Origin of the sequence: Pseudomonas sp. NPDC087336 (genome assembly GCF_044744285.1) — a bacterium.
Lineage (GTDB): Bacteria > Pseudomonadota > Gammaproteobacteria > Pseudomonadales > Pseudomonadaceae > Aquipseudomonas.
Genome location: NZ_JBIUYA010000004.1, coordinates 209,172 through 224,164, shown reverse-complemented (window position 1 = coordinate 224,164; position 14,993 = coordinate 209,172). Strand labels below are relative to the sequence as shown.

Genomic DNA, 14,993 nt, shown 5'->3' with positions numbered 1-14,993 from the left:
CCTTCGCGAGCAGGCTCGCTCCCACAAGGTTTTGTGTGAACCCCGCAACAAAAAACCCGGCACATGGCCGGGTTTGTTGTTTCTGTGCAGCGTTACTCCACAGCTGGCTGCAAGGCGCGCTGTGCGCTGCGCTTGTTCTTGATGCCGTAGCAGACCCACATGAACACCAGCCACACCGGAATCGCGTACACCGATGTCTGGATCCCCGGAATCAACAACATCACACCGAGGATGAACAACACGAACGCCAGGCAGATGTAGTTGCCGTACGGATACCAAAAGGCCTTGAACAGCGGCGTTTGCTTGGTCTTGTTCATATGCTGGCGGAACTTGAAGTGCGAGTAGCTGATCATCGCCCAGTTGATCACCAGCGTTGCCACTACCAGCGACATCAACAACTCAAGCGCGCTGTGCGGGATCAGGTAGTTCAGCAGTACCGCGATCAGCGTCACGGCAGCCGAAGCCAGGATCGAACGCACCGGTACGCCACGCTTGTCGATCTTCGCCAGGCCCTTGGGCGCATCACCCTGCTCGGCCATGCCCAGTAGCATGCGGCTGTTGCAGTAGGTGCCGCTGTTGTACACCGACAACGCCGCGGTCAGGACCACGAAATTGAGGATATGCGCAGCGGTGTTGCTGCCCAGCATCGAGAACACTTGCACGAACGGGCTGCCGCTGTAGGAGTCACCGGAGGCGTTCAGGGTGGTCAGCAGGCTGTCCCATGGCGTCAGCGACAGCAGGATGACCAGTGCACCGATGTAGAAAATCAGGATGCGGTAGATGACCTGGTTGATCGCTTTGGGGATCACGGTTTTCGGCTTGTCAGCTTCGGCTGCGGTGAAACCGAGCATTTCCAGGCCACCGAAGGAAAACATGATGAACGCCATGGCCATTACCAGGCCGCTTACGCCATTGGGGAAGAAGCCGCCGTGGGACCACAGGTTACTGACCGCCGCTTGCGGGCCGCCATTACCGCTGACCAGCAGGTAGCTGCCCAAGGCAATCATGCCGACAATCGCCACAACCTTGATGATCGCGAACCAGAACTCGGCCTCGCCAAACACTTTGACGTTGGCCAGGTTGATCGCGTTGATCAACACGAAGAAAGCGGCTGCGGATGCCCAGGTCGGGATGTCCGGCGCCCAGTAGTGGATGTATTTGCCGACCGCCGTCAGCTCCGACATGCCGACCAGAATGTAGAGAATCCAGCAGTTCCAGCCCGACAGGAAGCCGGCAAAGCCACCCCAGTACTTGTGCGCGAAGTGGCTGAAGGAGCCGGCCACCGGATCTTCGACGATCATTTCGCCCAGCTGGCGCATGATCATGAAGGCAATGAAGCCGCAGATGGCATAGCCGAGGATCATCGACGGCCCGGCGGATTTCAGCACCCCGGCCGAGCCGAGGAACAGACCGGTACCAATCGCGCCACCGAGGGCAATCAGTTGAATGTGGCGATTTTTCAGGCCGCGTTTCAGCTCGCCTGAATGCGAGTTTTGTCCACTCATGAAAAGGGTCTCACGCAAGGTTTGATGATGGTCAGTTGACGTTGCTACTCAGAAGGACGTTAAGCCGCGTCGATCAAACCCCAGCGCAGGCACCAGGAGTTCAGCGTATTTACAACGGTCATGCGTCACCTGTTTGTTTTTATCTGTGACGAAATCGAACCCGACACGCTTGTGGCGCGGCGGAGTGAACAAGGCGGATAGCCCTGAGTTTATTGGCCTTGGGCAATCGAACTGAATGCTGGGAGCAAACGATTCATGACAGCCGACAGGCGCAAAATGCGCGGATACGCAGTTGAGTCACAGTTAAAACGCCGCGCATTGTACACCCGTAACCACCTGCTGCCAGACACCGCTTGATAAGCGCGGATCGCGCAGCGTCAGGCCGGGGCTTGCGAGAGGGTCTTCAATAGCGGCAAACGAATGGACAGACCCGCAGGGGTTGTCATTGAAGGCGAAGTCGATTTCGCCTCGCAGAAAGTCAGTCACGGCGTTCATTGCGCCTCCTTGTTGTTATGGCCTGCACGACAGGCATGGGGCGCATAACACCCTCACCAGCCTTGCGAAACAACCGGGGCAAAGCCTTGCAGCCAGCAATGACGGCACGAATTCGGCAGGATTTCCTTACGGCACCGAAGGTCCATCGACTCCATGGGTGAAAAGCGGGATATTCGTAAATATTTCTTTACGAAGCGGAACATAAAATTTCCATTGCAGATGAGCCGAAGGATGGGGCGTTGTGACTGACGCCATCATGCGAGCAAGCTCGCTCCCACAGGTTTTGTACCCAGATAACACAGGCCAGCAGCCTGTGCACCTTGGCGACAGCATCGCAATCGCTGGAGCGCTCAAGGCATCGTAAAGCGTGGAACGAACCATGTTGCGAGGATCGTCAGGCGCGACTCTCATCTTGGCGCGGGGCATGCCCCAGAGAGACCAATCAGACCATGTGACTCAATGCCAATACATTTAATGTACAAAGGGACAAAGGCCAACCCCATAACCGCGGTCCAGCCTTGCCCAATAAAATTGGCAATCAAGCTCCTTCGAAGCATCCTGCCATACCAGCCTTAACTAACGCGCTTCAAGAAACCATCAGGCGCCACGCTGATCTGGAGTTTGTGATCAATTTTTTTGTCGATTTCGAATTCAGCATGTTGCTTCAAGTATTCTTTAACCGCGCTTTTCGGGCTATTTCCTGGGCCCCATGGGCGCTCCTGGATCAAATCGACAGGCATGTCTTCGATCAAGGTATCAAACACCACGCAGTAACTGCCAACGCTGACCAGATCGGCATAAGCCTCAAGTTCTGCCAACACATGATCATGCGTATGGTTCGAATCCAGGCAGACCAAGACGCGCTTGTAATTTTTTGCATATTCCCGGACTTTGGAAATCGTATCATTGTCGATACTCGAGCCCTGAATCATTTCAATCATATGCGACATTGGGTGAGCCTTAATCGCATCATGGTTATGCTGACGGATATCGATATCAATACCGAGCACACGGCGCTTACTGGCGTGCGGGTCAAGGCTCTTGCCTTGTTCAACAGCCTCGCAATAATCGAGCATCGCCAGCATCGAAGCGCTAAAAATCAATGACCCGCCGTGGGCGATGCCGGTCTCGATGATCAGATCCGGTTTGATATCCCAGATCAGCTCCTGCATGGCCCAGGTATCGTTAGGGAATTGAATCGCCGGACGACCGAACCAGGAAAAGTTATAAGCCCACTTGTGCCGGCTGATCTCGCGAACCCAAACACGAGAGAGTGCTTGCAGATCGGTGTCAGCACCCAGCGCTTCAATGTTTTCTGCGACTTCCTGACGAAACTGCTCATGCGGATTCATTTTTAAAGCTTCTCCAATCTGTAGTTCCAGAATTTATAGACTCAAGCCCGAACTTGCCACAGTTCGCCACCAGATCCAGGGTGGACACATAGGGCGTAAAATCGCCATGGGCTTGGGGGTAAGGCGTGCAGTTATAGGCCATATATTCGACGGCAACGCCCGAACGCTCGAACAACTCATGATCGAGGTAACGTCCGGCGCCATGACCGGTAATGTATTTGTCCCCTTCCAGACGCTTCACTACTGAAAGGACACGATCACTGCTACTTCCGGAAATATCCAGGGACTGCACATCGATAAAACGACAGTTAATATCCAGGCCAAAATACTCGACCAGTGCCATCAACGATGCACGAGCCAGCGCTCCGACATTTGCATAATCGCCAGCATAGACATTCGCAACGAGTTCAAGAGCATCCTGACGAAATGGAGCGTTCGCAAAGCTTTTTTCCAGCAACGCCATGTGTGCATCTCGCCATGTCGAAGTGGGAGGCACCTGAACTTCATTTATCTTTTGACCTAGATGCAGGTCCACCAAAGGGACCGTCATCCAGCGCATACCCTGAGGCGTCTTGATTTGTACGCGATTGACAAAACTGCCTTTGGAAAACTGTACGTCATCGTAATGAACAAAAACGTTGGCCAGGCGTACTTGCTCCAGGAGACCTACCCATGGAAAAAGCATCGATTGTGAAATGACGATATTCATAAGTCACTTAACTCAAAAAGAGCTCCATAAGCACCACATCATGCCAAGCCCCTGCAATGAATACGTGATTCGAGAGCTTTCCACAGTGCTTGAAGCCTGCTTTTTCATAACACTTTATTGCCGCAGCATTGTCACTTCTGACTTTCAGCCAAATTTTGCCAAGCCCCCAAGTGTCACGCATATAGGCGCAGGCCAAGGCAAGCACCTCTCTGCCGATACCACGCCCTTGGGCACTGGAAGCCAAACAGATACCCAGTTCTGTATTCCGGCTGACAAAATCGGTGTTTTTAAACTGTAAAAACCCCAAGGCCGTATCATCGGCAGGGTCCGCCAGAATAAAGATGAAGCTATCGTTGGCACCCGAAAAGCTTTTTAGCCATTCACGCACCTGGTTTTCATCGCTGCCCCGCGGGCGGGCCAGCAACTGAGCTTGCAACGAAACGTCATTTCGCATGTTCCGGAGTTGCGCGAGATCGCCCTCTTTCCAGCTACGTAGCACAACGTTTTTCCCTGTGATCATGCTAGTTGCTCTTCAAGGAACACCAGGGAGATGTCTCGCTCTTGCAGCCAGCGCATGTCATCCATGACGGCGCGAGCAATGCTGGGGTTCAAGCCCACGTAAAGTACCTTCACATCTTCCGGAAGCGACTGTGGAGAAAGAATCGGCTTGCCAAACAGCTCTTTTCCCTGCTGGAAAGGACTAGCGTCCAAAAAGCAGGCAACGCCATCAAAGTCATTCATTGCGCTGGCGATATAGGCGCCATAGAAGCCCGAGCCGTAAATGGCCTTGGTGACACCTGCATAGGCTTGCGATGTCTGGGATATATGCTGGTTAACAGCCTCCCAATAACGAGCCAATTTTTCTGATCGTGCAAGGGTTTCCGCTACGTTGAACCCTGCTGAGCGTCGAGCGCCTTTACGAGCAGTAAAGACAAGAGCGCCGCGGTGTACGGCATCATCGATCTGAATATCGGTGAACCCGGCAGAATCAAGCAGGTAGGCTAGCGAAGGGGCAGTGAAGTGGTTGACATGGTCAATCACTACAAAGTCTGCAACATTGCCGAAGGTATCAGGGACAATGCCATAAAATACACCATCGTCCTTGAGCAAGGCATGAACCTTTTTCACCGTATCGATCGGCTCAGGGATATGCTCGAGGGCGAAGAAGGAGGTCAGGACGTCAAAGTTGGATGCCCAGGATTCAGGAGTCGTGTGAATCGCGTACTTATCGGCACTGACGAATTTATTCCAATACTCTTTGTACATCGAACTGACATCGAATAAGTGAATATTCAAATCAGTACGTACCCCGCTCAACTTCTTGAGCGTAGAGGCCTTGGCACAACCATAGTCCAAAACCGCAGCGCCCGCGGGCAAATTCAGTTTGTTCAGCAAAGTTGTAATCTGATGGTCCGTCCGATAAACAACCTCACCTTTTTTCACCTCATAAATCTGATCTTCCTCTTCGTCACTGAGGAGAATTTTGTAATCCGACTCATAATAAGCAACGGTGTCGGCGAGGGCCTCGCTACGCAGATGCGAGCACACTGGGCACGACCACACATTCACTTGTCCATCGCGAAGCTCACACAGCGAAGTCAGGGACTGATTCGAGTTGGCTGTATAGACAGTCTTCTCGATCTCAGTGAGACAAACATTGCAGTGCATCATTTTTTACTCCGCGTGAAATAACTCTGGATGTACGGCGCGAAAATCAACGCCAGCTGCATACGACCCCTTCCAACCGTGTGCACGGCCGACGGGATCTGCAAAATTGAAATATCTGAACTGCATGGACCAGCGCGCCCGATCACCCTTGTTATAACCAGAGCAATGCAAGAGCATGAAGTCAATGATGACCAGATCACCCGGCGAAGTCAGAGGCGCGATTTTATTGTACTTTTCCAGATACCGTTGCTCGTCTTTAATCATCAACGCGTAAGCACCGGAACGCCCTGCGCCTTCGGGGTCAGCATTGCAAACGGGCAACGGTCCCAGCTTATGCGACTCAGGGCAAAACACTACCGGCCCCAGCGCCTCGGTCACATCGAGTAATGGGCTCCAGAAAACCAGGCCATCGGCACTTCGCAACTGAGCAGGGTACTCCTGATGCCACATCGCACGGTATTTGTCTTCGAAAGGGCAATCGATACGAATACCGTACCCCCCCGCCGCAATGCCTGGAATAGACCCCGGCCTCAATTCCGAAAATAACGATTCGTGCCGGGGATGCCCGACCAGTCGCATGAAGGCTGGGATTTGTTTCACCGCATCATAGATCTCACCGCCCCAGGAGCGATTTATTTTGATCAGGTCCAGATAGCCCTTATCGAACTCCGATGGGTTATAAGCGCCTCTCAGGTCGGCAATACCGTACTTGAGCATGACCTGACCAATGACATCATGGATACCGCGCTGAACCGCCCGGATGTCGCACTCGTCATAAAAATTCCGAATAATTAAAACGCCATTGCGCTCAAACTCGGCAATCTGCTCTGACCTCAAGTATTTATTCATGGCGCGCTCTGGATCAGGGTCTACAACACTCGACCAATTTGAAGACATTACAATGTCGAAAATACCGAGCACACGCGCTCTAGTTCAACAGCGGTAAGGTCGTGATAACTCGGCAGATTCATCGCACGCAGCGGGATGGAATAAGCATTCACATTCTCAGGCCGCGGCTCGAACATCGGCAAGCTGGACAGCGGATGAAAAAATACCCGAGCGTCGATATTGGCGGCCTGAAAAGCCGCCTGCAAACGCTCACGGGTCATCCCGGAATGCTCTGCAAATACGACTGTCGGCATCCACGCGCCAATGATCGTTCCTTCAGGCTGCGCATTGAGTGCAATGTCCAAGAAGGCCTTCAACCCATCTCGATAGAGACTCATGATCTCCTGCTTGCGCCGGATCAAGTCGTCAATGCGCTCCGTTTGCGCACATCCGATCGCCGCCTGAATATTCGACATCTTGTATTTGAAGCCAACCATGTCCGGCCAGAACTGCTTGGTCTGCCCTCTGGCCCTGCCATGGTTCGAAAGCGTCAGCACTTTCTCGTAGAGGGTGGCATCGTTGGTGACGAACATGCCACCTTCGCCCGTCGTCAGGGTCTTGGTGCCATGGAAAGAAAAGCTGCCAAAAGCCCCCATGCTGCCGGCGCGCTTGCCGTGATACTGCGAACCTATCGCCTCGGCCGCGTCCTCGATAACGGGGATGCCATGACGCTCGCCGATTGCCAGCAGGCGGTCCATATCGCAGAGATTGCCGTACAGGTGCACTGCGACAATGGCTTTGGTTTTAGGGGTAATGGCTGATTCGACCCGATCGGGGTCAAGGCACCAGGTGTCGGGAAGTATATCGACGAACACGGGCGTAGCGCCCAGATGCTCGACAGGAGAAACGGTGGCGATCCAGTTGGTATCCGCCATGATCACTTCGTCACCAGGCCCTATGCCCAAGGCAGCCATGCCCATGTGCAGGGCACCCGTACAGCTCGATGTGGCAATCGCATACTCAACGCCGAGGTGGGCCTTGAATGCATTCTCGAAACGCACAATATAGTCGTAGCACTTGTCGCCCCAACCGTTTCTGGCCGCGTCAGTGGCGTACTCGACTTCCAGTTCGGTAATCGAAGGCTTGGTGTAGAAAATCCGCTCGCTCATTTGACCTCCAGCGCGGGAACAGCTTTGACAAACTGTCCTCCCCACTCTCTGACGTAGCCGTGATGACCGATCACTTCGTCGGCGATGTTCCAGGGCAGAATTACCACGGTGTCAGGTTGGGTTTCTTTCAGTTTCTGTGGCGAGTAAACGGGGATATGGCTGCCCGGAAGGTATTTACCTTGCTTGGACGGCGCAGCATCACACACATAGGCCAAGAGATCTGGTTTGACGCCTGCATAGTTCAACAGCGTATTGCCCTTGGCGGCAGCACCATATGCCACTACCTGCTTGCCCGCGCGCTTCTGTTCGATCAGGAAACTGAGCAGACCATTCTTGACTTCATCGGCTCGCACTTGAAAAGCTCGATAAACCTCCAGATCCCGCAGCCCGAACTGTAACTCGGCATCCAGAAGACGAGCGACGCCAAGGCTGTCACTGCGACTGTCCTCAGCATGGCAACCGTGGACACGCAAGCTACCTCCATGGGTCGGTAATTCTTCAACATCACTGACCCGCAATCCAGCCTGCGCAAAGATTCGGTTTACCGTGTAGAGCGATAAGTAGGAGAAGTGCTCGTGATACACCGTATCGAACTGGGTATGCTGGATCAGACGCATGAGATGCGGGAACTCAAGGGTAATGGTTCCCCCCGGTTTCAAAGCCGCTTTCAAGCCACGAGTGAAGTCATTGATATCCGGCACATGGGCAAAAACGTTGTTTCCGGCAATCAAATCGGCCTGTCGGCCCTCTTTCGCCAGCCGCTTGCCCAGTTCCTCTCCGAAAAACTCACGCAACACCGCAATACCGATTTTTTCCGCAGCAGCGGCCGTGCTGGCGGTTGGCTCAACCCCAAGGCAAGGGATATCGGCGGCCAGAAAATTCTTCAGCAGGTAACCGTCATTTGAAGCCACTTCGATGACAAAGCTGTCAGTTCCGAGCCCCAAGCGCTCGATCATGGCATTCGAATAAGCAGCCGCATGTTCGAGCCAGCTGGTCGAAGTGGAGGAGAAGTAGGCGTAATCCTTGGAAAAGAACAGGTCTGCCTGAGCGTAATCCTCGGTCTGCACCAACCAGCAGTTCTCGCACACTTTCAATTTGAGCGGAAAGTAGAGTTCCGGCGCACTCAACTCCGCTTCGCTGAGGTACGAATTGGAGGGTGGAGCAAAACCCAGATCGAGAAAAGTGTGCTGCAGCGGCTCAGAGCAGTGGCGACAGTTCATACATGAAGTCCGGCGAATTCGTTAGATAGCAAAGCGTGATGCTTGTCGCGCTCGGAAAGATCGGTAACAGGTAATGGCCAGGTGATTCCCAGTCGCGGGTCATCAAAACGAACAGCCCCCTCGGCCGCCGGTTCATAGAAAGCGGTGTGCAGATAAAGCAGTTCGCTCTCGGCTTCCAACACTTGAAAACCGTGAGCGCAGCCTTGAGGAATCACTAACATATGATCGGCTTGCGGGCTCAGTTCTTGAGCGTGCCACTGCAAAAAAGTCGGGGAGCCTGCGCGCAGGTCAACGACCACATCCCACACGCGCCCTTTCAGGCAGCGGATCATCTTCATCTCCGCATGAGGGGCATGCTGAAAATGCAGGCCGCGCACGGCACCGACGGTGGAGGTACGAGAATGGTTGATCTGTACGATATGTTGCGAACCCAAAACCTGGGCCAGGCTTTTTTCGCAGAACAAGCGACTAAAAGCGCCACGGTGGTCCTGGTAAGGTTGGGTTTCAACCACCAGTGCGCCGTTTATAGCTGTTGGCCTGAATTTCATGAGTCAATCCAGACACAGCCGGCTCGTGCTGCCGCGTCGATATACCCGGCCAGTTGTTCACGGGTGATCGCCTGACCTGTGGAGGATTGGTGACGGTACCAGTCAGCCGTCATTTCCAGGCTTTGCTCCAGGCTCCAGACCGGCTGCCAACCCAGGCGAGCTTTCGCCTGTGCACAGTCGAGGTACAGCAGGTTGGCTTCGTGTGGCTGCGGGACCGATGTGGTATGCCAGGCGAGCTCGGGCCAATACTGCTGCAGCCCTGTCAACACCTCTGCAACCGTACGGTTGTCTTGCGGCGCGGGACCAAAATTCCATCCGCCGGCAACAGCTTTATCGAGTGTCAGAAGCCGCTGGCCGAGCAACAGATAACCGGACAGGCATTCGAGTACATGCTGCCAAGGTCGGGTGGATTGAGGAGAGCGGATTTCAAGAGATTCGCCGGCCTGAACGGCCCTGACCAGGTCAGGGATCAGACGATCTTCGGACCAGTCGCCACCACCGATGACATTACCGGCACGCGCCGAGGCGACCAGCGGCGCACCATCACTGCCCCAGAATGCCTTGCGATAGCTGTCGACAACCAGTTCGCTGGCTGCTTTGGAAGCACTGTAGGGGTCATGGCCACCGAGGCGGTCATTTTCACGATACCCCCAAGGCCACTCATTGTTGGCGTATACCTTGTCCGTCGTGACGACGACTACGGCCCGCACACTAGGCGCAAGCCTGCAGGCCTCAAGCACATTGGCAGTGCCCATCACATTGGTCGACCAGCTTTCCAGCGGATCGCGGTAGGAGCGACGCACCAGCGCCTGGGCCGCAAGGTGAAAAACGATTTCCGGCTGCGCTTGCTCGAATGCCTCCCGAACCAGCGCCGAATCGCGAATGTCGCCGCGTAAATCAATCGATGGGCTGTTCAGCAGATCCCAGTGAGCCGGCGCACTTTCAGGCGCCAGACCGAGACCGGTCACATTCGCTCCGAGCTCGCAGAGCCAAGTCGCCAACCAACTGCCCTTAAAGCCTGTATGCCCGGTGAGCAGAACCTTGCGGCCCCGATAGAGATCGCCGAACTGCTTCATGCCCAGCGCTTCCAGGGCGCGTTACCCTTGCTCCACAAATCTTCAAGGTGATTTTTATCGCGCAAGGTATCCATCGCTTGCCAAAAGCCACTGTGCTGATAAGCCATGAGGTTACCCTCTTCTGCCAATAGCATCAGCGGCTCGGCTTCCCAGCTGGATTGATCGTCAACAATGAAATCAATGACCGACGGATCGAGTACAAAGTAACCGCCATTGATCCAGGCACCATCGCCGGCCGGTTTTTCCTGGAAGCTCTTAACCTGACTGCCTTGCATATTCAACGCGCCGTACCTTCCCGGTGGCTGAATAGCCGTGACGGTAGCAAGCTTGCCATGGGCGTGGTGAAAATCGATCAATTCGCGGATATTCACATCCGACACACCATCACCATAGGTAAAACAGAACGGCTCATTGCCCAAGTGCTCGCGGACGCGCTTCAGGCGCCCCCCGGTCAAGGTGTCTTCACCCGTATTGACCAGCGTCACACGCCACGGCTCGACGTAGCGTTGATGAACTTCCATGGTGTTATTGGACATATCGAACGTGACATCGGACATATGCAAGAAGTAGTTGGCAAAGTACTCCTTGATCACATAGCCCTTGTAGCCACAGCAAATTACGAAATCATTGATTCCGTAAGAAGAGTAGAGCTTCATGATATGCCAGAGAATCGGTTTTCCACCAATTTCGATCATTGGCTTGGGGCGCAAATGAGACTCTTCAGAAATACGCGTGCCCAGCCCACCCGCCAGAATTACCGCCTTCATGGAAAACCTTACCTGCAAATGACTATAAAAACGCTCAATCCATCTGGGGGGCGCGGTAGTGACCCCTGTTGCGCGAGCGCTACAGACGGATTGGCAAACGGAAAAGTTTTAGCATGAACTCGATGCATTGAACAGTCCTTGATCCAGCGCAGGCTCTTGAATCCACATACAAAAAAGGCGTTCTATTGGATAATTCCAGTCGGCCAAGCTGGCATTTTTATTTCTGATCGGATACTTCGGGGATTTAAGCCTGATGGCGCGGGGATAAATACGTTCTTCTCGTCTATGAGGCAGGACATAGTGCAGGGCTGAGTTTGCGCGCAACGCGCCATGCCTGGCGCGCACACAAAAAAACGCCAACCCGAAGGTTGGCGTTTTTCATGAAGCGCTTACCGATTACTCAGGCTTGCGACGACCAAACCCCGGACGCTGGCCGGAACCTGCCGGCGCGCCACGGCGCTTGCCCGATGGCGCATCACCGTCTACCAGCTTGATCCCCGGACGCTTCGGCGCAGGCTTGGCCGGGCGCTTGGTGTCGGCTGGACGATCCGCCACCGGCGTACCACGACCTTCACCGCGCTCGGTACGGCCATTGGCCGGACGTGGCGTGCGTGGACCGCGTTCGCCGTCCTGACGGGCGGCTGGCTTGCGTGCTGGACGCTCGCCTTCGATCTGCGGCTCGCGGTTGGCACGGGGAGCGGCAGGCGCAGCAGTGGCTGGACGCAAGGTACGTACGCGCTCGGTCTTGGCCATTGGACGCGACGATTTACGCTGCATCCGATCGAGCTTGTCCTTGCTCTTGGCATTCATTTGCGGCATCGCCACCGGGGTCAGGCCGACTTCGGCACTGAGGATGTCGACTTCGTACTGGCTCATTTCGCGCCAGCGACCCATCGGCAGGTCCGAGTTGAGGAACACCGGACCGAAACGCACGCGCTTCAGGCGGCTGACCACCAGGCCCTGGGATTCCCACAGGCGACGAACTTCGCGGTTGCGACCTTCCATCACCACGCAGTGATACCAGTGGTTGAAACCTTCGCCGCCCGGCGCCTGCTTGATATCGGTGAACTTGGCCGGGCCGTCTTCGAGGACCACGCCGGCTTTCAGGCGCTCGATCATCTCGTCGTCGACTTCGCCACGCACACGTACCGCGTACTCGCGGTCCATTTCGTAGGACGGGTGCATCAGGCGGTTGGCCAGCTCACCGTCGGTGGTAAACATCAGCAGGCCAGTGGTGTTGATGTCCAGGCGGCCGATGTTGATCCAGCGACCTTCTTTCGGGCGCGGCATCTTGTCGAACACGGTGGGACGGCCTTCCGGGTCAACGCGGGTGCAGATTTCGCCATCGGGCTTGTTGTACATGATCACGCGGCGGACCGACTCGGCGGCCTCTTCACGCTTGATCACCTTGCCATCGATGGTGATGGCGTCGTGCATGTCGACGCGCTGGCCAAGGGTGGCGTCTTTGCCATTGACCTTGATCCGGCCGTGGCTGATCCAGGCTTCCACGTCACGGCGCGAGCCGACGCCGATACGGGCGAGGACTTTCTGCAGTTTTTCGCCTGCTGGGCCGATTTCCTGGTCGTCTTTCTGGTCTTTGATACTCATCTGGGCACCTCCCGGTGTGTTCTGAAAACTGGGTACTTTGGCGAAGGGATCGCCGAAGGGTCGCGAATCATACGCGCATGCGGGCGTTTGCGCATCAGAGACTAGCTGATCGAGGCAAGGTTATTAGCTTTTCCGCCGGCCGGTGACCACTCCGGCGAACACAAATCCCCTGTGGGAGCGAGCCTGCTCGCGATGACGGCGGCACATTCAACATCCTCATGTCAGACCCACCGCTATCGCGAGCAGGCTCGCTCCCACAGGGGATCTTCATTGGCAGGAGGTATTGGGTCAGTCGTCGAACTGGCGGCGTTCGGCTTCGATGGCTTCGGCCAAGGCCAATGCTTCGGCTTCTTCATCGCTAAGCTCGGGTTTCGGCTGTTCCAGCGCAGCAATGGCGGCCAGGAGTTTTTCGCGGGCCTCGGCCACGCCGAGGATGTCGTCTTCCTGCTCGGGTTCAGGTTCAGATTCGACCTGCAGATCCACCTGTTCCGGCTCGATCTCGGGCTGCTCCCGATCAATCCCCGGCATCTCCCCATCACGCAGCAAATCATCGAAGTCGGTCTTGATCCCCTCCTCCATGCTGTCCAGCTCCAGCAACAGCGTATGGAAGCTGGTCTCTTCCTTGGGCTCTTCCGGCTCGGCGCTGGCGTCGGCCAGTTCCTGCAGCCCGGCGGGCACTGGCGCGTCGTCGAAGTCGAGCACCGGATCCGGCTCCAGTTCGCGCACTTCGGCCAGCGGCGGCAGGTCATCGAGGTTCTTCAGGTTGAAGTGATCGAGAAACGCCTTGGTGGTGGCAAACATCGCCGGTTTGCCCGGCACGTCGCGGTAACCGACGATGCGAATCCACTCGCGCTCCATCAGGGTCTTGACGATCTGGCTGTTGACCGCCACGCCCCGCACATCCTCGATCTCGCCCCGGGTGATCGGTTGACGATAGGCGATCAAGGCAATGGTTTCGAGCATGGCGCGCGAGTAACGCTGCGGCCGCTCTTCCCATAGGCGCCCGACCCACGGCGAAAACTTTTCACGGATTTGCAGGCGATAGCCGGAAGCCACCTCCTTCAACTCGTACGCGCGGCCATCGCAGGACTTGCCCAGGATAGTCAGGGCTTTCTTGAAGACCGCCGGTTCCGGGCGTTCGGCCTCTTCGAAGAGCTCGAACAGGCGCTCCAGGGATTGCGGTTTTCCGGAGGCCAACAGAAAGGCTTCGAGCAATGGCGCCAGCTCGCGGGGTTCACTCAGGTTCATGATTGGACTCGTTATTCGGCTCGTGCTCGGACGTGGATCGCGGCGAACGGCTCATTCTGCACCAGCTCGACCAAGGATTCCTTGACCAGTTCGAGGATCGCCATGAATGTCACGACAACCCCCAGGCGCCCTTCCTCGGCGGTGAACAGCTCGACAAACGGCACAAAACCGCCGCCCTTAAGCCGTTCCAGCACATCGCTCATGCGTTCGCGGGTGGACAGCGCCTCGCGGCTGACCTGATGGCTTTCGAACATGTCGCCGCGGCGCAATACCTCGGCCATGGACAGCAACAGCTCTGACAGACGAACATCCGGTAACAGTTTGCGCGCCCGCGCCTCCGGGGCGTCAAGCTTGGGCACCACCACGTCGCGTCCGACCCGGCTCAGGCCGTCGATGCCTTCGGCGGCGGCCTTGAAACGCTCGTACTCCTGCAAGCGGCGGATCAGTTCGGCGCGGGGGTCTTCTTCCTCATCCTCGACGGTTTCGGCCCGCGGCAGCAGCATCCGCGACTTGATCTCGGCCAGCATCGCGGCCATCACCAGGTACTCGGCGGCCAGTTCCAGGCGCACCGACTGCATCAACTCGACATAGCCCATGTACTGCCGGGTGATTTCCGCCACCGGGATGTCGAGGATGTTGATGTTCTGTTTACGGATCAGGTACAGGAGCAGGTCGAGCGGGCCTTCGAAGGCTTCGAGAAAGACTTCCAGCGCATCCGGCGGGATGTACAGGTCCAGCGGCATTTCCAGAACCGCCTGGCCATAGACCATGGCGAAAGGCAGCTCTTGCTGGGCTCCGGC

15 protein-coding genes are annotated in these 14,993 nt (G+C 55.9%); all 15 read right to left on the bottom strand.

The window, feature by feature from the left end:
- Window positions 1-92 precede the first annotated feature (92 nt).
- On the bottom strand, window positions 93-1,505 hold the full coding sequence (locus tag ACIO0C_RS06005; RefSeq protein ID WP_008055512.1) for an amino acid permease: 1,413 nt from the start codon (window positions 1,503-1,505) through the stop codon (window positions 93-95).
- A gap of 303 nt (window positions 1,506-1,808) precedes the next feature.
- On the bottom strand, window positions 1,809-2,000 hold the full coding sequence (locus ACIO0C_RS06000) for a hypothetical protein (RefSeq protein ID WP_401309081.1): 192 nt from the start codon (window positions 1,998-2,000) through the stop codon (window positions 1,809-1,811).
- Window positions 2,001-2,572: 572 nt separating this feature from the next.
- Window positions 2,573-3,352: a cephalosporin hydroxylase family protein gene (locus ACIO0C_RS05995; protein WP_401309078.1), complete on the bottom strand. Its 780-nt coding sequence runs from the start codon at window positions 3,350-3,352 to the stop codon at window positions 2,573-2,575.
- On the bottom strand, window positions 3,339-4,061 hold the full coding sequence (locus ACIO0C_RS05990) for a WbqC family protein (protein WP_401309076.1): 723 nt from the start codon (window positions 4,059-4,061) through the stop codon (window positions 3,339-3,341). Before ACIO0C_RS05990 ends, ACIO0C_RS05995 begins: the two co-directional genes overlap by 14 nt.
- A gap of 7 nt (window positions 4,062-4,068) precedes the next feature.
- On the bottom strand, window positions 4,069-4,581 hold the full coding sequence (locus ACIO0C_RS05985) for a GNAT family N-acetyltransferase (protein WP_401309073.1): 513 nt from the start codon (window positions 4,579-4,581) through the stop codon (window positions 4,069-4,071).
- Window positions 4,578-5,732 (bottom strand): class I SAM-dependent methyltransferase, encoded by a 1,155-nt coding sequence (locus ACIO0C_RS05980; RefSeq protein ID WP_401309071.1) that lies wholly within the window; start codon window positions 5,730-5,732, stop codon window positions 4,578-4,580. The genes ACIO0C_RS05985 and ACIO0C_RS05980 overlap by 4 nt, the downstream gene beginning before the upstream one ends.
- Before the next feature lie 3 nt (window positions 5,733-5,735).
- Window positions 5,736-6,578 carry a phytanoyl-CoA dioxygenase family protein gene (locus ACIO0C_RS05975; protein WP_401309069.1) on the bottom strand — a complete coding sequence of 281 codons (843 nt, stop codon included), beginning with the start codon at window positions 6,576-6,578 and terminating at the stop codon, window positions 5,736-5,738.
- Window positions 6,579-6,625: 47 nt separating this feature from the next.
- Window positions 6,626-7,726, bottom strand: a complete 1,101-nt coding sequence (locus ACIO0C_RS05970; protein WP_401309066.1) for a DegT/DnrJ/EryC1/StrS family aminotransferase — start codon at window positions 7,724-7,726, stop codon at window positions 6,626-6,628.
- Window positions 7,723-8,946 (bottom strand): methyltransferase domain-containing protein, encoded by a 1,224-nt coding sequence (locus ACIO0C_RS05965; RefSeq protein WP_401309064.1) that lies wholly within the window; start codon window positions 8,944-8,946, stop codon window positions 7,723-7,725. Before ACIO0C_RS05965 ends, ACIO0C_RS05970 begins: the two co-directional genes overlap by 4 nt.
- A complete protein-coding gene (gene rfbC, locus ACIO0C_RS05960) occupies window positions 8,943-9,494 on the bottom strand; it encodes a dTDP-4-dehydrorhamnose 3,5-epimerase (RefSeq protein ID WP_401309061.1) in 552 nt (183 codons plus the stop codon). The genes ACIO0C_RS05965 and rfbC overlap by 4 nt, the downstream gene beginning before the upstream one ends.
- Complete coding sequence (gene rfbG / locus ACIO0C_RS05955) at window positions 9,491-10,570, bottom strand: CDP-glucose 4,6-dehydratase (RefSeq protein ID WP_401309059.1); 1,080 nt, start codon at window positions 10,568-10,570, stop codon at window positions 9,491-9,493. Before rfbG ends, rfbC begins: the two co-directional genes overlap by 4 nt.
- Window positions 10,567-11,337, bottom strand: coding sequence for a glucose-1-phosphate cytidylyltransferase (gene rfbF / locus ACIO0C_RS05950; protein WP_401309057.1), 771 nt, complete (start codon window positions 11,335-11,337; stop codon window positions 10,567-10,569). The genes rfbG and rfbF overlap by 4 nt, the downstream gene beginning before the upstream one ends.
- 396 nt (window positions 11,338-11,733) lie before the next feature.
- Window positions 11,734-12,945 (bottom strand): 23S rRNA pseudouridine(2605) synthase RluB, encoded by a 1,212-nt coding sequence (rluB, locus tag ACIO0C_RS05945; protein ID WP_401309055.1) that lies wholly within the window; start codon window positions 12,943-12,945, stop codon window positions 11,734-11,736.
- 288 nt (window positions 12,946-13,233) lie between these two features.
- Window positions 13,234-14,193, bottom strand: a complete 960-nt coding sequence (gene scpB / locus ACIO0C_RS05940) for an SMC-Scp complex subunit ScpB (RefSeq protein WP_401309052.1) — start codon at window positions 14,191-14,193, stop codon at window positions 13,234-13,236.
- 11 nt (window positions 14,194-14,204) lie between these two features.
- Window positions 14,205-14,903 (bottom strand): ScpA family protein, encoded by a 699-nt coding sequence (locus tag ACIO0C_RS05935; protein WP_172901685.1) that lies wholly within the window; start codon window positions 14,901-14,903, stop codon window positions 14,205-14,207.
- Window positions 14,904-14,993: the final 90 nt, after the last annotated feature.